The following is a 17,730-nucleotide window of genomic DNA, read 5'->3' on the forward strand; positions in this document are numbered from 1 at the left end:
GCCACGGTTTTTTGTAGTTATACTACATGGGTGATCGCAGGCCCAGTCAAACAAGGGGAACGCCCTCGTTGCCACGCACGGCGAGCCACTGTTGGAACTCTATGGCCGGGACCGGTCGGCCAATCAGATAGCCTTGCACTTCATCGCAGCCCTGCCCTTTGAGCACGCGCAACTGGCCCGCCGTTTCGACGCCCTCGGCGGTCACCTTCAAGCCAAGCCCATGGGCCATGGTGATCACTGCCTGGGTGATGGTGGCGTCGGCACTGCTGTCTTCCAGTTCGCGCACAAAAGCCTGATCAAGCTTCACAAAGTCCACGGGCAGGCGTTTGAGATAACTGAGGGCAGAATAACCGGTGCCAAAATCATCGATGGCCAGCTTGACCCCAAGCTGTCTCAGCTGGGCGAAGGTGGCATGAATGGCGCTGACGTTGTCCAGCCACTGGCTTTCTGTCAGTTCGAGTTCGAGTAGCGTAGGCGCCAGCCCGCTTTCAGCCAATACCTGGCGGATCAGGCTTACCAGGTTCCCGTAGCGTAGCTGCTGCCCGGAGAGGTTTACCGAAACCCTCAGATCGCCCAGGCCGTGGCGTTGCCATTCGCGGGCCTGACGGCAGGCAGTCCGCAACACAAACTCGCCTATAGCTGTGATCAGGCCAGTTTCCTCTGCCAGTTCGATGAACGCGCTCGGCCCTATAAGCCCTCGCTGGGGATGACGCCAGCGTACCAGTGCTTCTACGCCGCCCAAGGCTTCGGTGCCCAGGTTGAGCTTGGGCTGGTAGAACACCTCCAACTGATTTAACGCCAGCGCACGGCGCAGCTGGTGCTCCAGTTGCAAGCGGTCATGGGCATCGGCCTGCATCGGCTCGGTAAAGAAGTAGAAGCGATCCCCGCCCAGGCGCTTCGCCTGCTGCATGGCCATGTCCGCCTGATTCAGCAGGATCGGGCCTTCACGTGCCGTATCCGGCAACAGGCTGATACCGATAGACGCCGTAAGGGTAAGCTCGTGGCCATCCAGGCGCACCGGGGCGCGGATTTTTTCCAGCAGTCGTGTTGTGACCCGTATAAGGCTCGACAAGCTGGTGTAGGCGTCGAACAACACCGCGAACTCGTCCCCTGCCAGCCTTGCCACGGTGTCGGCTTCCGGTAACGCAGCGCCGATCCGCTTGGCGATCTGGCGCAGCACCTGGTCGGCCGCATCGTGCCCGAAGCTGTCGTTGAGCAGTTTGAATCGGTCCAGGTCAATGTGCAGCAGCGCCAGGCTGCGCCCGTTATGCCTTAGCCGCTGGCAGGCATCGTGCAATCGCTGCCGGAACAGCCCTCGGTTGCCCAGGCCGGTGAGTTCGTCGTGATAGGAAAGGTAATGCAGGCGCTCTTCGGAGGCGCGCCTGGACGTGAGGTCGGAGCAGAACACAACCACACGGCTCAGGGCACCTTGTTCATCGAGCACAGCACTCACCTGCAGCCATTGTGGATACAGCTCGCCGTTCTGGCGGGCCTCGACTACTTCACCTTGCCAGCCACCTCGCTCCAGCAATGCCTGGTGAATTTGTGGGAACTGGCGACGCAGGTCCCGGCTGCATGGCAACTCCAACAACAACTGACCAATGCATGCCGGGGCTTGGTAGCCGGTTATGCGGGTGAAGGCCTGGTTGATGGCCAACACCACAAAGTCCGGGTCGAGCACCACGATGCCCTCGCTCATGGCTTCGAACACCGTCGCTGCCAGGCGTTGTTGTTCCTCCTGCTCACGCAACCGGGTGATATCCCGCCGCGTACCCAGCATGCGCAATACGCGGCCCCCTGGCGTGCGGTCCACCGCCCGGCCTCGGTCTTCTACCCAAAGCCAACGGCCATCGTTATGCCGAACACGGTATTCAACCCGATAGTCCTCCGTGCGACCTTTAAGGTGAGCGATCAGGGTGCGCTTGAGTATTGGCACATCGTCGGGGTGCAATCGCGGGCGCAAATGCTTGAGCAATATCGGCACATCTTGCTGCGCGATGCCAAACAACCGCTCTAGTTCGGTATGCAACACCTCATCGGTGCGCAAGTCCCAGTCCCATAAGCCCAGTTCGCTGGCTTCCAAGGCCAGCGCCAAGCGCGCCTGGCTCTTGCTCAACGCCTGGTTTGCCTGGTCGAGTTGCTGGCTTCGGCGGGCCACATGTTCTTCAAGATGTGCCTGGATCGCACGCAGCTCCTGCTCGGCAGCGCGGCGTCGTTCCATTTCTTCGGTCATTTCCCGGTTAAGCCGGGTAATGACAGCTTGCTCTTCCCTCAGGTTGGCGATCAGTGCCTGATTCTGAAACCGACGGAGCAGGCTGCGCTCTATCAGCCGATTCACCTGCCAGGCGACTACACAAAGGGACGCCAACAGCATCAGGCCCAACCAGGCCCAGCCGCGCTGGTGTACCCCACCCACCGTGAACAGCCAGATCACCGGAGGAGCGAGGCATGGCACGGCGAAACTGAGAAAAGCGGTAAAGCTGACGGCATAAGCGATGCTTGCCGACAACGCCGCAGCGCCGAGCAGGCCGAAGATCCACGCTTGTTGCAGGAAGCTATCGAAGGGGGCCAGTAGAATGGCAGCGCCAGCCAGCGTAAGGCCACTGGCCGCAGAGCCAAGCAAGAACATCCGGCGCCAGATGGGCGCTGCCTGGCGGTTGGGCATGGAGGCATCGAACGCAGCCACCTGGATTACCCGCAGGGTCACCAGCGTCATCAGCCAGCCAAGCCACGCACTCACCAGCACATGATGACCGGGCGACCAAAGGATCCAGGAACACACCAGCCCGGTGAGTAACATCAGGAGCGTAGGCACCAGTGATCCCTGGTACAGCAAGCGGGTACGTTCTACCGTGAGGCTGGCCGAAAAGTCGTGTTCAGCCACCTGCCGCGCAGGCACGGCCCGCCCTGGAGAGCGGTTTTCAAGGGCCATAAGCGTTGTTCTTGTTCGGACCTGAAGGATGCTGGCAGCATACACAAGATTTCACCGATTGCAGCCAATGGCCAATTGCCGTCTATCTAGGCGAAGGCTCGCCCTGCTGGCGGTTGACCGGCCGACGGCCCACCGGTCGTAAGCGGTGTTTGCTCAGCCATGTCTACGCACCCTAGAATGCCGTCATGCATGACGACCTCTCTCTTTTGCTCAATTCGCTCAACGATGCCCAACGCCAGGCGGTCGCCGCCTCTGTTGGCCGTCAGTTGGTTCTCGCCGGCGCTGGCTCTGGCAAAACCCGCGTGCTGGTGCACCGCATCGCCTGGTTGATGCAGGTGGAGCATGCCTCGCCGCACTCTCTGTTGGCCGTGACGTTTACCAACAAAGCGGCGGCCGAGATGCGTCACCGCATCGAACAGCTGATGGGTATAAGCCCGGCCGGCATGTGGGTCGGCACCTTCCACGGGCTGGCCCACCGGCTGCTACGCGCTCACTGGCAGGAAGCCAAACTGAACCAGAACTTCCAGATCCTGGATGGTGACGATCAACAGCGCCTAGTGAAGCGGGTGATTCGCGAGCTGGGGCTGGATGACCAGAAATGGCCTGCACGGCAGGCTCAGTGGTTCATCAATGGCCAGAAAGACGAAGGCCTGAGGCCGCAGCATATTCAACCCAAGGGTGACCTGTTCCTGGCCACCATGCGCAGCATCTATGAAGCGTATGAAGCCGCCTGCGAGCGTGCCGGGGTTATCGACTTTTCCGAGCTATTGCTGCGGGCACTGGACCTGTGGCGCGACAACGCCGGCCTGCTGGAGCATTACCAGCGGCGCTTCCGCCACGTATTGGTAGACGAATTCCAGGACACCAACGCGGTGCAGTATGCCTGGCTTCGGCTGTTGGCCAAGGGCGGGCAAAGCCTCATGGTAGTGGGCGACGACGACCAGTCGATCTACGGCTGGCGGGGTGCCCGTATCGAAAACATCCGCCAGTACACCACCGACTTCCCGGATGCCGAGCTGATCCGCCTGGAGCAGAATTACCGCTCTACCGCCGGGATCCTGAACGCAGCCAACGCACTGATCGCCAACAACAGTGGGCGCCTGGGCAAGGAGTTGTGGACGGACGGCAGCGAAGGTGAGCCGATCAGCCTCTATGCCGCCTATAACGAGCATGACGAAGCCCGTTATGTTGTGGAAACCATCGAAAGCGCACTCAAGACCGGCCTGGCCCGTAGCGAAATCGCTATTCTCTATCGTTCCAACGCCCAGTCGCGGGTGCTTGAAGAGGCCTTGCTGAGGGAGCGCATACCCTATCGCATCTATGGTGGGCAGCGATTCTTCGAGCGCGCCGAAATCAAGAACGCCATGGCGTACCTGCGCTTGCTCGATGGCCGTGGTAATGACGCCGCGCTGGAGCGCGTGATCAACGTACCACCGCGGGGCATAGGCGAGAAAACCGTGGAGGCCATTCGGCAACATTCCCGTCAGGCCGAAGTGTCGATGTGGGAGGCCATACGGCAGCTGGTAGCGAACAAAGGCCTTACGGGCCGCGCTGCGAATGCCCTGCAGGCTTTCATGGACCTTATCGAAGACCTGGCCGCGCGCACTCAAACCATGCCGCTGCACGTGATGACGCAGACGGTCATCGAGCATGCCGGCCTGATTATTTACCACCAGGAAGAGAAAGGTGAGAAAGGCCAGGCCCGGGTGGAAAACCTCGAGGAACTGGTAAGCGCTGCCCGCAACTTTGAAAATGCCGACGGAGAGGAAGACCTTAGCCCGCTGGCAGCCTTCCTGGGGCACGCCTCGCTCGAAGCCGGTGATACGCAGGCTGACGAGCACGAAGACAGCATTCAGTTGATGACGCTGCACAGTGCCAAAGGCCTGGAATTCCCATTCGTGTTCCTTGTGGGCATGGAAGAAGGGCTGTTCCCCCACAAGATGAGCCTGGAAGAACCTGGCCGCCTTGAGGAGGAGCGGCGCTTGGCCTACGTGGGTATCACCCGCGCCATGCAGCAGCTGGTGATGACCTACGCCGAAACTCGCCGGCTGTATGGCAGCGAAACCTACAACAAGGTGTCGCGCTTCGTGCGGGAGATCCCGGCAAACCTGCTCAAGGAAGTACGCTTGTCCAACAGCGTAAGCCGCCCCTTCGGTGGAGCGGCCAAGCCCAATATCGGCAGTATCTTCGGCCAGGCTGGTATCCCCGATACCGTGTTCAACCTGGGCCAGCGGGTCCAGCACGCGGTGTTCGGTGAAGGCGTGATCCTGAACTTCGAAGGCGCCGGTGCCCAGGCCCGCGTTCAGGTGAACTTCGCCGAAGGCAGCAAGTGGCTGATGCTGGGCTACGCCAAACTGGTACCGCTGGAATAATCCTCTGCGCGGGAAGGAAACTTCCCGCAGCTTTGGCCTCTCTCTCCTACATGGAGGGCTGAAGCCTGTAGGAAACTTCCGTAAAAGCCGGAAACAATCTCTCGCTGGCTATACCCCCTCCCGCCGTGCAACATGGCTCGCGCTATATCCATTAAAGATGGGAATGCCTTCATGCAACGATTTCTCAGCATCGCCATGGCGCTTTGCCTCAGCCTCACGCTGAGCCTGGACGCCAACGCCGCCAAGCGCTTCGGTGGCGGCAAGTCTTTTGGCGCCGCGCCTAGCCATCAAACACGCCAGGCCGCGCCGTCCCAACCATCGGCCACCACCCCGGCACAACCCGGACGTGCACCTGGTGCGCCTAGTGGCGCTTCACGCTGGCTTGGCCCGTTGGCCGGTATTGCCGCCGGCGGTTTGCTGGCCTCGATGTTCATGGGCGACGGGTTCGAAGGGTTCCAGTTCCTGGACTTCCTTCTCCTCGCGCTGGTGGCCTTCGTGATCTTCCGCTTCATTGCATCGCGTCGCCGCAAACAGCAGCAACCGCAGATGGCAATGGCTGGTCATCCGGCCTATCAGCGTGAAGCTCAACCGGCGGCTAATCCTGGCTCGCCCTTCGGCGCCAGTGCCGGTGCTTCGGCACGGCCTGTGATTCAGGCACCGGCGTGGTTCAACGAGCAAAGCTTCCTGGGCGCCGCCCGGGAACACTTCCTGTCGCTGCAGCAACACTGGGACGCCAACGAGATGGACAAGATCTCCGAGTACGTGACCCCTCAAATGCTGCAGTTCCTTCGTCAGGAACGTGCTTCGCTGGGCGAGGGCTACCAGTCCACGTATATCGATGACCTCTCGGTGCAACTGGACGGGGTGGATGACCGCGCAGACCGTACGATTGCAACCCTGACCTTCACGGGCGTATCCAAGGACTCGCGCTTCGACAAGGGTGAAGCGTTCAGCGAGAGCTGGAACATGGAACGCCAGCAAGGCGAAAACCAGCCTTGGCTTATTGCTGGTATCCGCCAAAACAGCTGATTTCACACCGCTCGGCACACAAAACCCCGGATTTCCATATCCGGGGTTTTGCTTTTTGGGGTATGGATTAGAATCCTCAGGATAAACCCGCCCATCGTTCCAAGGCATAGGTCAGTCACTGTGGAAGAAGTCATCGAACAGCTTCGGGAAGCCAATGAACCCGTTCCGGTTCCATTGGAGTTACCCGACGAAGATCTCCTGGTCGAGATTGAAGAGCAGCTCTTCATCAATATCCCGTTCGTGTTCAAGGAGTTCCTGCTTCACGTCAGCGACGTGGTTTATGGCAGCCTCGAACCCGTCACCGTGACGGATCCGCAGTCACATACGTACCTGCCGGAAGTTGCCGCTACCGCTTGGGACCTCGGTGTTCCCCGAGAGCTAATTCCTATCTGCCAGGATGGCGACAACTACTATTGCGTAGAAGAGGACGGAACCGTAGTGCAGTGGAGCGGTGAGGAAGAGCCGGTCACCGAAGAGAGTTGGGAATCCGTGTGGCACTGGGCAAGGGACGTTTGGCTGGAAAGCTGAGTCAGCCGCGCCCCTACCCTTCACTCAATGGTCTGACGGGGCGCTAGGCGTCTCTAGCGTCTCCACCAATGCCGCTTGCATACGGGCGTGGATGCGGATCAGCCACCGCCAGAACAGTGCGGCGAATAACACAACCACTACCGCCACAAGTACCAGCATCTCGCGCGTTGGCAGAATACTCGCCGACAGCGCTGCCAGCAGGAAGAGAATCACCCCCAGGAATACCACAGGAATAACCTGCGCCATCACCTGGCGCAGCGTATCGGTATGCCTGCCCGCAAATTGCGGCTTCACCCCTGCCTGAGCCAACAGCAGAGACAGTGCGCCCAGCTTGCGGTAGGCCGCGATCAGGAAAGGCATGGACAGCAGTAGCGCCAGCGCACACAGCACGCCCTTCTGGCCTTCCTCGCCGGTAATCCATGATGAGAGCCACTGGCCGACCTGGGGCGCGAAGTGGGCACACGTGAAGAAGATCGCGATAACCAGCGCCAGGTTTACGAAGGTGTGCATAAGGATGCGCCGGACGATAGCCGCGAAGGCTGCGGTTTCACCCTGCAGCCGTATATTGCGCAGCCACTCGCCATAGGTGCTGAACACCCGGGCCAACGGCGAGGGAATCCACCGCCCAATCATCAACGCGAAAGGATCGGCCGCACGGATCAGATATGGCGTGAGCAAGGTGGTAATGGCCGACACCGCGACGGCGACGGGATAAAGGAAATCGCTGGTCACTTCCAGCGTCATGCCCAGCGCGGCGATGATGAAGGAGAACTCGCCGATTTGCGAAAGCCCCATGCCCACGCGCAATGACGTGCGCCCATCGTTCCCTGCCAGAAATGCGCCCAGGCTGCAGGAGACGACCTTGCCAATCACTACCGCTGCGGTAATGACAGCGATCGGCACGGCATACTCGACCAATACACGCGGTTCGATCATTAACCCGATGGCCACGAAGAAGATAGCGCTGAACATGTCCCGCAAGGGCTCTACCAGCCGTTCGATCTTACGGTGGTGTGTCGACTCCGCCATGATCGCGCCTATCAGGAACGCGCCCAGGACCATGCTGTAGCCCAATTTCACCACCAGAAGGCAGAAGCCGAAGCACAGGCCCAACACCACCACCAGAAGCATCTCATCGCTTTTGGCTTCGGCAACATAGGCCAGCAAACGCGGCACCAACAGGATGCCCACCACCAGTGCCACGATCATGAACAGCCCAAGCTTGCCGACGGTTGCGAGTACTTCCCCGGAACTCACCGAGCCGCTGACCGCTATACCGGATAACAGGGCGATGATACCGATGCCAAGGATGTCCTCAACGATAAGCACCCCGAAGATGAGCTGGGCGAAGCGATGGTGCTTCATATTCAGGTCGTTCAGCGCTTTGACGATGATGGTTGTGGACGAGATGGCCAATATCGCGCCCAGGAACAGCGCATCCATGCTGCCCCATCCAAACGCATTGCCGATCTCGTAACCCACCCAGATCATCAAGGTGATTTCCAACAGGGCGGCGACAAAGGCGGTAGCGCCGACCTTGAACAGCTTGCGCAGGCTGAATTCCAGCCCCAGACAAAACATAAGGAACACCACACCGAGCTCTGCAAGGGTTTTGATGGTTTCCTCATCATGTATGAAGCCGAACGGAGGAGTGTGTGGCCCGATGATGAAGCCGGCGGCGATATAACCCAACACCACTGGCTGTTTGAGGCGATGAAAGATGACCGTCACGATGCCCGCCACTAGCATGATCACGGCCAGGTCCTGAATGAAGGCGATAGCATGCACTTCGGTACACTCCGAACGTCAGGGAAACAACAACCCTACCATTCATTGGAATGTAGTCCGTCCATTGGCAATATGTAGAAACAGACTTTGATTATTGGAATCGCGCTATCAACCGGGTGACGAGTGCCCATGCCGCTGCGTCTGCACCCTATAGCTTGAGCGGTATGTGAAGCCGCCCTGCCCCCTGACCTTTGACCGTGAGCGCCTTATGGAACCTGGAAACGCCGAGCTGACGATGACCGTACTGATGACCCCGGACATGGCGAATTTCTCCGGGAACGTCCACGGTGGTACTTTGCTTAAATACCTTGACGAAGTCGCCTATGCGTGCGCCAGCCGGTATGCGGGCCGCTACGTGGTGACGCTTTCCGTCGACCAGGTGATATTCCGAGAGCCTATCCATGTGGGCGAACTTGTAACCTTCCTGGCGTCCGTCAACTACACCGGCAATACGTCGATGGAAGTGGGCATCAAGGTAGTGACCGAGAATATCCAACAACGTAGCGTGCGCCACACCAACAGCTGCTTCTTCACCATGGTTGCAATGGACGAGAACCGACGTGCTGTTCCGGTGCCGCCGCGCTCACCTCAAACCAGTGAGGAAAAGCGTCGCTTCGCACAGGGCCAGCAGCGCCGGCAGATCCGGCAGGAATTGGAACAGCGCTATCAAGAGCTGAAAGCCGACGGCAACTGACCTCTACAGCCGGGTCGCCTCGAACCGTACACGGGGATGAGCGATTCGGTCCTGCGCTCGCACCAGTTGAAGCTCGTAGCTGGCACACGCCTGAGTTTCCAACATCACCTCATGCACCGCCGCCGCGGTAAATTCGAAGGCCGCTACAGGCTCATCCCCTAGCAATAGCCGGGAGAGGAACAACCCGGAGGTCAGGTCCCCCACCCCTACTGGCTGGCGAGGAAACGCCAGCAGTGGCCGGCGCAGATGCCAAGTGTCTGCTGGTGTTACCAGCAACATCTCGAAGTCTTCCGGCTTTTTTTCCTGGTATGAGAGGTGCTTGACCATGACCATGCCTGGGCCGCGGTCGAGCAATGCGCGCGCCATCGCTACGCACTCGTCCAGGGTATCCGCGGTTCGGCCAGTGAAGGTATTGAGCTCCAGCTGGTTGGGGCACAGCACATCCGCTCGAGGGAGTGCCTGGGATAGCAGGAAGTCTGTGACTTCGGGCGCTACCACGCAGCCCTTTTCAGCATGCCCCATAACCGGATCACAGAGGTAGATAGCCCGTGGGTTAGCGGCTTTTACCGCTGCCACGGCTTCCAGAATGGCTTGGCCTTGCTGCGGGCTGCCCAGATAGCCGCTAAGGACAGCATCGCAGTTGCCAAGCTCGCCGATAGCGGAAATACCTCGCACCAGTTCCGGAATTTGCTGCGCGGGAAGCACTTCTCCCGCCCATTGGCCATACTGGGTATGGTTGGAAAATTGTACGGTGTTCAACGGCCACACATTGACGCCGATCCGCTGCATCGCAAATACCGCAGCGCTGTTACCCGCATGGCCAAATACCACATGGGATTGGATCGCGAGCAGATGAGGGGTGCGTTTCATTGGAAATTCCAGCGCATCAAAGGCAGTTTTCGGGTGTCTAATATTGCGTGAAAAGCGCGCTGTACGACAGACCGGGCAGGCAGTTAAGCTGAGCGAGTCCAGATGGAGCTCTTGTCGATGTTGACCCTTGAAAATCTTGCCGTGCTGTTGGTTATGGCGTGTGCTGGGGCGTGGTTCTGGCATAACCATGGGCTGAGGGAAAAAGCCCTGGCGAAAGTCCGCAGCCACTGTAAGGCTCTGGACCTGGAGCTGCTGGACGAAAACGTGGCATTCAAGCGTTTCAGCTTTGTGCGCGACGCCAAGGGGCGTAAGCGTTTCGCCAGGGTGTACGGCTTCGAGTTCACCGTGACAGGCGAACAACGTCATCCGGGCACTATCACTCAGTTTGGTGCGCATACGGCTCAGATCGAGTTGGCACCCTACCCTTTTGAAATCAAAAAGCAGCCTACGGCAGAAATCATCGAGCTAAGCGAGTGGCGTCAGACCCACAAGCGTACCCGGCCGTAACGGCAGCTGGCAGGCGACCCAGGCTTCTTCAAGCACGGCCGAGGGCTGCGGCTCCTCAAATATAAGTTCGAGCCGGCTGTCCTTTCGCCATTCGGTAGCACGCCATTCCACTGTTTGGTCAAGGAGCAAATTGGCAGATACCCAGCCTTCTGCGCTATGGATAATCATCTTGGCGCGCTTCCATGGCCACTGTTCAAGCATATGCTCGATACGCTGCAAGTCCAGTAACCTATCCGCAGCCAGCTGCCAGCCGATGCTCCAATCGCTGGCCGGTTGAACCGGTGAAAGGGTCAAGCCAGATATTGCACTGGAGGCTGAGCTATACACCAGGGTGCCCCGGGGTGCCGGCTGCGAAGGATCGCCAGAAAGCTCATTCAGTGCCACGTGCCCGTGACTGACCCAGACACCGCGCTGGCCCAGCATAGCTTCAACCTCCGCCCGGCACTCCACAGCCACCAGATCCGCCTTGTTGATCAGCAGCGTGCAGGGCTGTTTCAGGGTGGCGTTCACCGGGTCTGGCAGTGGCGCGCCTTGAGATAGCGCCCGCCCATCAATCACCACAATAGGCGGCTCCAGCGTTAATACCTTATCCCATGGCTCCGCTTTCAACTGCTGGAGTAACGGCAGTGGATGGCTCAGCCCTGATAACTCGATCAGCAACCTATGTGGTTGCGCCAACCGAAGCAGTCGCCCGAGCGCTACGGTGAACGGAGCACCGTTGACGCAGCAAACACACCCTCCTGCCACCTCGGTGATTGAGATACCATCGGTTGCAGGGCCCAGCAGCGCGGCATCCAACCCAACCTGCCCGAACTCGTTGATCAGTACTGCCCAACGCTCGCCATCGGGTCGCTGGCTTAGCCAGTGCCGGGCTACGCTTGTTTTGCCAGCGCCCAATGGGCCAGCTAGTACATAGGTAAGGATATTTTCAAGCATGCTGGATTTACGCAGACCTTCGGGGCTTGCTGTCATCTTCCTCTTGTTCTGCAACGCGTCGCAAGCCCAGGCCCAAGCCTGTGTTGTGCACACTCAAGGCGATCATGTGGATGTAGAAGTTTGCCAGCAGAATCGGAATATCCCGGAAAGCCTTTTTAAATCCGGCTTCTGCCAACCGGAGCTGAAAGGGCAAAAGGTGGACGTCACCTATGTGGATCAATGCCCTTCCGGCGCGTTTGGCATTTGTAGCAACGCTCACGTTGACGGGATGCCCTATCGTCAGGACATCCACTATTACGGCGTAGCCAGCGATGCGCGATTCTTGAAACCTTTCTGCGAAACCCGTAGCCAAGGCGAATGGGCGCTTCCTTGAATGGAATGTTCCACGTGGAACTACTGGCGCGGCTTCACATTGCCACAGTTCGCACCGAGCCACTGGGCGCGGGTTTGCATGCTGCCTTTTTGCGGTGTGCCATTGGCATTAAAGGTGCCTGCCACCTGTGTAGTGAACTCGCGGTCGCTAAGAAAAGTTGCCTGCCCTGCCCCTTGAGCTTTAGGGCAGCTGAACGAAAACTTCCAGACATTACCCTTGCGCTCGGTAATCCGCTGCGTACAACCAGATTGTGGGTCCTGTAGCGGTATGTCGTTGGCCTTCACCTGCTCAGGTGTAAGGCACGAACGAATGCCATTACCGGCAACGGTGATGCCTTGCTTGGCCAACATCTGTTCCATCATTGCTCGTTGTTCCGCAGGTAACATACGCAGTTGGCCCAGCATCACCTGCATATCGGGCATCGGCTGCCCCTCGACCTCCATATTACTGGTGGTCAATTCCCATAAGCCGGGCTGTAGCATTTGCGCCTGAGCACCCGTTGCGGCGCTGAGCACGCATACCAATGCAACCACTCCAACGACCTTCATAGCTTACTCCTCGATTGTGCTCACGTTGGACGACAACCCCCAGCATACGTTGCAGGTGAATGAGCTGCACATTCCGCTGTGGGCAGGGTCATAAGCACATTGATGCCAGGACGCCTACGCACTGCATGGACACTCATAGCGCCGCCTTTTTTGGAATTCTGCTGGCAATCATTCACAGCCTCGGCGCCATTGCGGCAGTGCACGCCTTGCTTACGGTGCGAACCGCGCAGGGCGCCATCGCCTGGGCGATGTCGTTGTTCTTCATACCCTACTTTACCTTGCTCCCTTATCTCGTCTTCGGGCGCAGCACCTTCGACGAATACATCGCTGCAAGGCGGCAAGCCAACCGCGAAATGCAGGATGCAATCGCACACTTGAACTGGCGCCCGTGGGTTGAAGAAGCCATGGCGGCGAAGGCTTCGCAAGCGTATACAGAGTTGCGGGCAATGCCCAGGTTGGGCCGCATGCCATGCCTGGCCAATAACGCCGTAGGGCTGCTGGTGAATGGCGAGGCGACCTTCCAACGCATCTTCGAAGCGATCCGGGAAGCGCAGCAGGTAGTACTCATCCAGTTTTTCATCATTCATGACGACCTGATCGGCCGCCGTTTGCAAGCCGCCTTGCTGGAAAAAGCCGGGCAAGGCGTAGCGGTGTATTTGCTGTTCGACCGCATCGGTAGCCATGCACTGCCCAGGCATTACGTAGACACGCTTCGCCGTGCGGGTGTGCAAGTACATGCCTTCGCTGCAGGCAGAGCGGGCCTTAACCGGTTCCAGGTCAACTTCCGTAACCATCGGAAGATAGTGGTGGTTGACGGCAAGATAGGTTTCCTGGGCGGGCATAACGTAGGGGATGAATACCTGGGCGACCGCCCTCCTCTGAGCCCTTGGCGGGATACGCACGTTTGGGTCACAGGCCCGGCGGTGGCGTGTTTGCAAGAGAGCTTTGCGGAAGACTGGTTCTGGGCGGCGCGGGAACTCCCACCTTTACTGCTGCCAGACGCCTATCCGGAGGAAGGTGCTCTATGCCAAGTACTGCCCACAGGCCCGGCGGACCCGCAGGAAACCTGTGCATTGTTTTTTATCGAGGCGATCAACAGCGCAAAACGACGCCTGTGGATTACTACCCCCTACTTCATTCCCGATGAAGCGGTATTTGCTGCCTTGCGCCTGGCAGTAATGAAGAACGTAGACGTACGTATCCTGATGCCGTCCCGCCCGGATCATCGCATTGTGTATGCCGCCTCAAGCCTCTACGCGAGCGAAGCGGTGCGGGCTGGCGTGCGGATCTTCCGTTACCAGCCAGGCTTCCTCCATCAGAAGGTTGTGCTTATCGATGACGATATCAGCGCCATAGGCAGCGCCAACCTGGACAACCGCTCGTTCAGGCTCAATTTCGAGGTGATGTTGCTGACGGTCGATACGGGATTTACCGCTGAAGTGGCTGCGATGCTGGAGCAGGATTTTTCGGAGGCTGTAGAGATGACCGTGGCGGACAGTAAGAATACCCATCGGCTGCTCAAGCTGGGCATGCGCGTGGCGCGGTTGATTTCGCCGGTGCTTTGATGCGTAGAGGGAGAGCGCAACCCGAGGCCGTCACTTCTTGCCCGAGTACCCACTCAGCATGGCAAAGCTGAGCGGGCACCTGACCAATCGATGAGTCTTCATCCACGATGCTGGAAATCAGGCGATCGCCCACAGATGCTCATAGAGAATGGTGGTTCCCACGAGCATCAGCACAATCCCACCCAGCACCTCTGCGCGTTTGCCTGCCATTGTGCCGATTACGCGACTGAGTAGAACGCCCAAGGTGACCATCACGGTTGTTGCCAAACCGATCGAAGCCGCAGCTACCAGAATATTAACGTCCACGAATGCCAGCCCAACGCCTACCGCCAATGCGTCAATACTGGTCGCCACTGCGGTTACGGCGAGGATGAAGAACGAATGCTGACCTGGCTTTTCTACGACGTCTTCTTCCTTTTTGAAGCCGTTATAGATCATGTGAAGACCCAACCCCAGCAATAGTCCAAAGGCGATCCAGTGGTCCCAACTTTCTACAAACCTGGTTGCGACATGGCCAATGCCCCAACCGATCATGGGCGTGACCGTCTCGATCGCTCCGAAAATCAGACCGGTACGCAACGCTTCTCTGAAATGTGGTTTATGCAGGCTGGAGCCTTTGCCGATAGCAGCGGCAAAGGCATCGGTGGACATGGCAAGGGCTACGAAAAGGAGGGATATCGGATTCACGGTTACGTCCGGCCGGGCACGAGTCAACGACACAACCACACGCCCGACCTTAGGCATGGATATGTCGTTGGTCTCGCCAACCGAAATGGTGTTCGCACCACGGCACGCGCCGAGAATGTTGATACGAACGCTCCGAGCCAATCGCTCGGAGCAGGCTACTCCCCAACAGGGGGAGCGATAATGCTGTTCGAGGCGTGAAAAAAATGTCGTTACGCTTACCAGCAAGAGATCAACCGGCCTTTCCGAATAAGACTTTGCCCCCCGCAGGCTTATTCCACCGTCACCGACTTCGCCAGGTTACGCGGCTGGTCCACGTCCGTACCCTTGAGCACGGCAACGTAATAGGACAGTAGCTGCAGCGGTACGGTGTAAAGGATCGGCGCCAGCGCGTCGATGATGTGAGGCATCGAGACCACGGTAGTACCCGGGCCGTTGCTCAGCTGGGCATCGGTATCGGCGAATACGACCAACTCGCCGCCCCGCGCTCGTACCTCCTGCAGGTTGGATTTCAGCTTTTCCAACAGTTCGTTGTTCGGCGCTACGGTCACCACCGGCATGTCGGCATCGACCAAGGCCAACGGCCCATGTTTGAGCTCGCCCGCTGGATACGCTTCGGCGTGGATGTATGAGATCTCCTTGAGCTTGAGCGCGCCTTCCATCGCGACCGGGAACTGAGCCCCACGCCCCAGGAACAGGGTATGGTGTTTTTCAGCAAACAGTTCCGCGACCTTCTCGACCGTGGCATCCATGGCCAGAGCTTCGCCCAACCGAACAGGCAAGCGGCGCAACTCTTCTACCAACTGCGCTTCAAGCCCTGACTCAAGCGTACCCTGTACCTGACCGAGTGCCAGCGTGAGCAGCATCAACCCAACCAGCTGGGTGGTGAATGCCTTGGTGGACGCAACGCCGATCTCCGGCCCTGCCTGCGTGAGCAGGGTAAGGTCGGACTCGCGTACCAGAGAACTTATACCAACGTTGCAGATCGCGAGGCTGCCTACAAACCCCAGCGCCTTGGCATAACGCAACGCTGCCAGGGTGTCGGCGGTTTCCCCTGACTGAGAGATGGTGACGAACAAGGTATCCTGCGGCACGACTACCTTGCGGTAGCGGAACTCGCTGGCGACCTCGACCTGGCAAGGAATACCGGCCAGCCCTTCAAGCCAATACCGGGCAACCATACCCGCGTGGTAGCTGGTGCCGCACGCGACGATCTGAACGTTGCGTACCTGCTTGAAAAGCGCATGTGCGCCTGGCCCGAACGCTTCCACCAGTACCTGGTTTTCACCCAGCCGGCTTTCCAGGGTGCGCTGAACGACCTTGGGCTGCTCATGGATTTCCTTGAGCATGAAGTGCCGGTACTCACCTTTATCCGCCGCTTCCGCGCCTTCGTGGTATTGAACCACTTCACGAGTAACCGGCTGACCGTCCCGTGCCCAGACGCGCAGGCTATCCTGGCGAATCTCGGCGATATCGCCCTCCTCCAGGTACATGAACCGGTCAGTCACCTGGCGTAGCGCTAACTGGTCCGATGCCAGGAAGTTTTCCCCCAGGCCCAGGCCAACAACCAGAGGGCTCCCGCTACGGGCCGCAACCAGACGGTCGGGTTCTGCCAGGCTGATCGCGGCCAGGCCGTAGGCCCCGTGGAGCTGGCCAACGGTTACCCGCAAGGCTTCGATCAGGCTGCCCGCGCTTTGCAGCTCGCGGTGCAGGAGGTGAGCAATGACTTCAGTGTCGGTTTCCGACTCGAATACATAACCCTGATCGGTCAGCATGGCCCGAAGCGGTTCGTGGTTCTCGATGATGCCGTTGTGCACAACCGCCACCCCATTGGAGAAATGAGGGTGGGCATTGCGTTCGTTAGGCGCGCCGTGAGTCGCCCAGCGAGTGTGCGCGATACCCAAACGCCCCATGAGCGGCTGTTCCCGCAACGAAGCTTCCAGCTCGCTCACCTTGCCCGTACGGCGGCGGCGCTCAAGCGTACCGGCGTTAGTAACCAGTGCTACGCCGGCACTGTCGTAGCCGCGGTACTCAAGGCGCTTGAGGCCTTCGAGCAGGATGGCCGCAATGTTACGTTCGGCGATGGCGCCAACGATTCCGCACATACATTTACTCCTGGCTGGGGGCCGCGCAGATCAGCTTCACGCCGCGGGCCTGGATCGACTGACGAGCCTGCTCGCAAAGACGATCATCGGTGATAAGGGTGTGGATGCTGCCCCAAGGCAGCTCCAGATTTGGAATACGTCGGCCAACCTTGTCGGCTTCGGCCATCACGATCACTTCGCGCGCGGCTTCGGCCATCACCCTGCTCAAACCGAGCAGCTCATTGAAGGTCGTGGTACCACGCTCAAGGTCCAGGCCATCCGCACCAATGAACAATTGGTCGAAATCGTAAGATCGCAGTACCTGCTCGGCGACCTGGCCCTGGAAGGATTCGGAATGCGGGTCCCAGGTGCCGCCTGTCATAAGCAGCACCGGTTCGGGTTCGAGCTCGCGGATAGCCGTCGCTACATGCAGGGAGTTGGTCATCACCACCAGGCCCGGCTGCTTCCCCAGCTGAGGAATCATCGCGGCAGTAGTGCTGCCACTGTCGATGATGATGCGTGCATGCTCTTTGATGAGGGATACGGCAGCCTTGGCGATCGCTAGCTTATGAATCGAAACTTTTTGGGTTGCTTCAGCGATCATTTCCTGGGGGACAGGTACAGCACCGCCATAACGACGCAGCAGCAGGCCGCTGGCTTCCAAGGCTGCGAGATCTTTGCGAACCGTGACCTCGGAGGTTTGAAAATGCCGCGCCAGCGCTTCAACGGTCACCTCGCCCTGCGCATTGAGCAGGGCGAGGATGGCATGGCGCCGCTGGGGAGTGTTGCGTTTCGTCATGGTTGCGCTTTCTTTCGTTTC

15 protein-coding genes are annotated in these 17,730 nt (G+C 59.1%); 7 read left to right on the forward strand and 8 right to left on the reverse strand.

Annotated features, from left to right (window positions below; translation table 11 throughout):
* Positions 1 to 46: 46 nt before the first annotated feature.
* Complete coding sequence (locus AC3Z8Y_RS24325) at positions 47 to 2,932, reverse strand: putative bifunctional diguanylate cyclase/phosphodiesterase (RefSeq protein ID WP_490087903.1); 2,886 nt, start codon at positions 2,930 to 2,932, stop codon at positions 47 to 49.
* Between the two features lie 185 nt (positions 2,933 to 3,117).
* On the opposite strand from AC3Z8Y_RS24325, the gene uvrD reads away from it, so the two are divergent.
* The 3 genes from uvrD to AC3Z8Y_RS24340 all read left to right on the forward strand — a co-directional run bounded on the left by uvrD (position 3,118) and on the right by AC3Z8Y_RS24340 (position 6,861).
* Positions 3,118 to 5,304, forward strand: a complete 2,187-nt coding sequence (gene uvrD / locus AC3Z8Y_RS24330) for a DNA helicase II (RefSeq protein WP_490087904.1) — start codon at positions 3,118 to 3,120, stop codon at positions 5,302 to 5,304.
* 171 nt (positions 5,305 to 5,475) lie between these two features.
* On the forward strand, positions 5,476 to 6,333 hold the full coding sequence (locus tag AC3Z8Y_RS24335; RefSeq protein ID WP_490087905.1) for a Tim44 domain-containing protein: 858 nt from the start codon (positions 5,476 to 5,478) through the stop codon (positions 6,331 to 6,333).
* Between the two features lie 120 nt (positions 6,334 to 6,453).
* The gene (locus AC3Z8Y_RS24340; RefSeq protein ID WP_490087906.1) at positions 6,454 to 6,861 is read left to right on the forward strand and encodes an SMI1/KNR4 family protein; all 408 of its coding nucleotides are present in this window, start codon (positions 6,454 to 6,456) and stop codon (positions 6,859 to 6,861) included.
* A 24-nt stretch (positions 6,862 to 6,885) separates the two neighbouring features.
* Here AC3Z8Y_RS24340 and AC3Z8Y_RS24345 read toward each other — a convergent pair whose 3' ends face one another.
* On the reverse strand, positions 6,886 to 8,649 hold the full coding sequence (locus AC3Z8Y_RS24345) for a cation:proton antiporter (protein ID WP_490087907.1): 1,764 nt from the start codon (positions 8,647 to 8,649) through the stop codon (positions 6,886 to 6,888).
* A gap of 208 nt (positions 8,650 to 8,857) precedes the next feature.
* On the opposite strand from AC3Z8Y_RS24345, the gene AC3Z8Y_RS24350 reads away from it, so the two are divergent.
* Complete coding sequence (locus tag AC3Z8Y_RS24350) at positions 8,858 to 9,343, forward strand: acyl-CoA thioesterase (RefSeq protein WP_181111158.1); 486 nt, start codon at positions 8,858 to 8,860, stop codon at positions 9,341 to 9,343.
* A 3-nt stretch (positions 9,344 to 9,346) separates the two neighbouring features.
* Here AC3Z8Y_RS24350 and pdxY read toward each other — a convergent pair whose 3' ends face one another.
* Positions 9,347 to 10,213 (reverse strand): pyridoxal kinase PdxY, encoded by an 867-nt coding sequence (pdxY, locus tag AC3Z8Y_RS24355; RefSeq protein ID WP_490087908.1) that lies wholly within the window; start codon positions 10,211 to 10,213, stop codon positions 9,347 to 9,349.
* 117 nt (positions 10,214 to 10,330) lie between these two features.
* Here pdxY and AC3Z8Y_RS24360 point away from each other — a divergent pair, with 117 nt between their 5' ends.
* Complete coding sequence (locus AC3Z8Y_RS24360) at positions 10,331 to 10,720, forward strand: DUF3301 domain-containing protein (protein WP_490087909.1); 390 nt, start codon at positions 10,331 to 10,333, stop codon at positions 10,718 to 10,720.
* Here the strand turns inward: AC3Z8Y_RS24360 and AC3Z8Y_RS24365 are convergent.
* A complete protein-coding gene (locus AC3Z8Y_RS24365; protein WP_490090081.1) occupies positions 10,679 to 11,692 on the reverse strand; it encodes a CobW family GTP-binding protein in 1,014 nt (337 codons plus the stop codon). The two genes, AC3Z8Y_RS24360 and AC3Z8Y_RS24365, sit on opposite strands and share 42 nt — an antisense overlap.
* Between AC3Z8Y_RS24365 and AC3Z8Y_RS24370 the strand changes: the two genes are divergently transcribed.
* Positions 11,655 to 12,029 carry an NADH:ubiquinone oxidoreductase gene (locus tag AC3Z8Y_RS24370; RefSeq protein WP_490087910.1) on the forward strand — a complete coding sequence of 125 codons (375 nt, stop codon included), beginning with the start codon at positions 11,655 to 11,657 and terminating at the stop codon, positions 12,027 to 12,029. The genes AC3Z8Y_RS24365 and AC3Z8Y_RS24370 overlap by 38 nt on opposite strands.
* A gap of 20 nt (positions 12,030 to 12,049) precedes the next feature.
* On the opposite strand, the gene AC3Z8Y_RS24375 is transcribed toward AC3Z8Y_RS24370, so the two are convergent.
* Positions 12,050 to 12,577 carry a DUF3617 domain-containing protein gene (locus AC3Z8Y_RS24375; protein WP_490087911.1) on the reverse strand — a complete coding sequence of 176 codons (528 nt, stop codon included), beginning with the start codon at positions 12,575 to 12,577 and terminating at the stop codon, positions 12,050 to 12,052.
* 125 nt (positions 12,578 to 12,702) lie between these two features.
* Between AC3Z8Y_RS24375 and cls the strand changes: the two genes are divergently transcribed.
* Positions 12,703 to 14,142 (forward strand): cardiolipin synthase, encoded by a 1,440-nt coding sequence (cls, locus tag AC3Z8Y_RS24380; RefSeq protein WP_490087912.1) that lies wholly within the window; start codon positions 12,703 to 12,705, stop codon positions 14,140 to 14,142.
* A 117-nt stretch (positions 14,143 to 14,259) separates the two neighbouring features.
* Here cls and mntP read toward each other — a convergent pair whose 3' ends face one another.
* The 3 genes from mntP to AC3Z8Y_RS24395 form a co-directional block, all read right to left on the reverse strand.
* Positions 14,260 to 14,829 carry a manganese efflux pump MntP gene (gene mntP, locus AC3Z8Y_RS24385; protein WP_490090082.1) on the reverse strand — a complete coding sequence of 190 codons (570 nt, stop codon included), beginning with the start codon at positions 14,827 to 14,829 and terminating at the stop codon, positions 14,260 to 14,262.
* A 269-nt stretch (positions 14,830 to 15,098) separates the two neighbouring features.
* The gene (glmS, locus tag AC3Z8Y_RS24390; RefSeq protein WP_490087913.1) at positions 15,099 to 16,931 is read right to left on the reverse strand and encodes a glutamine--fructose-6-phosphate transaminase (isomerizing); all 1,833 of its coding nucleotides are present in this window, start codon (positions 16,929 to 16,931) and stop codon (positions 15,099 to 15,101) included.
* A 4-nt stretch (positions 16,932 to 16,935) separates the two neighbouring features.
* Positions 16,936 to 17,709: a DeoR/GlpR family DNA-binding transcription regulator gene (locus AC3Z8Y_RS24395; protein ID WP_490087914.1), complete on the reverse strand. Its 774-nt coding sequence runs from the start codon at positions 17,707 to 17,709 to the stop codon at positions 16,936 to 16,938.
* Positions 17,710 to 17,730 lie beyond the last annotated feature (21 nt).

This window comes from Pseudomonas sp. 3MAES_34.3B (assembly GCF_058145875.1).

Coding starts and splice junctions, on each gene's coding strand:
- AC3Z8Y_RS24370 (WP_490087910.1), top strand. CDS start 11,655: ATGCTGGATTTACGCAGACCTTCGGGGCTTGCTGTCATCTTCCTCTTG.
- cls (WP_490087912.1), top strand. CDS start 12,703: ATGGACACTCATAGCGCCGCCTTTTTTGGAATTCTGCTGGCAATCATT.
- AC3Z8Y_RS24325 (WP_490087903.1), bottom strand. CDS start 2,932: ATGGCCCTTGAAAACCGCTCTCCAGGGCGGGCCGTGCCTGCGCGGCAG.
- AC3Z8Y_RS24365 (WP_490090081.1), bottom strand. CDS start 11,692: ATGACAGCAAGCCCCGAAGGTCTGCGTAAATCCAGCATGCTTGAAAAT.
- uvrD (WP_490087904.1), top strand. CDS start 3,118: ATGCATGACGACCTCTCTCTTTTGCTCAATTCGCTCAACGATGCCCAA.
- AC3Z8Y_RS24375 (WP_490087911.1), bottom strand. CDS start 12,577: ATGAAGGTCGTTGGAGTGGTTGCATTGGTATGCGTGCTCAGCGCCGCA.
- AC3Z8Y_RS24350 (WP_181111158.1), top strand. CDS start 8,858: ATGGAACCTGGAAACGCCGAGCTGACGATGACCGTACTGATGACCCCG.
- pdxY (WP_490087908.1), bottom strand. CDS start 10,213: ATGAAACGCACCCCTCATCTGCTCGCGATCCAATCCCATGTGGTATTT.
- AC3Z8Y_RS24395 (WP_490087914.1), bottom strand. CDS start 17,709: ATGACGAAACGCAACACTCCCCAGCGGCGCCATGCCATCCTCGCCCTG.
- AC3Z8Y_RS24360 (WP_490087909.1), top strand. CDS start 10,331: ATGTTGACCCTTGAAAATCTTGCCGTGCTGTTGGTTATGGCGTGTGCT.
- AC3Z8Y_RS24335 (WP_490087905.1), top strand. CDS start 5,476: ATGCAACGATTTCTCAGCATCGCCATGGCGCTTTGCCTCAGCCTCACG.
- glmS (WP_490087913.1), bottom strand. CDS start 16,931: ATGTGCGGAATCGTTGGCGCCATCGCCGAACGTAACATTGCGGCCATC.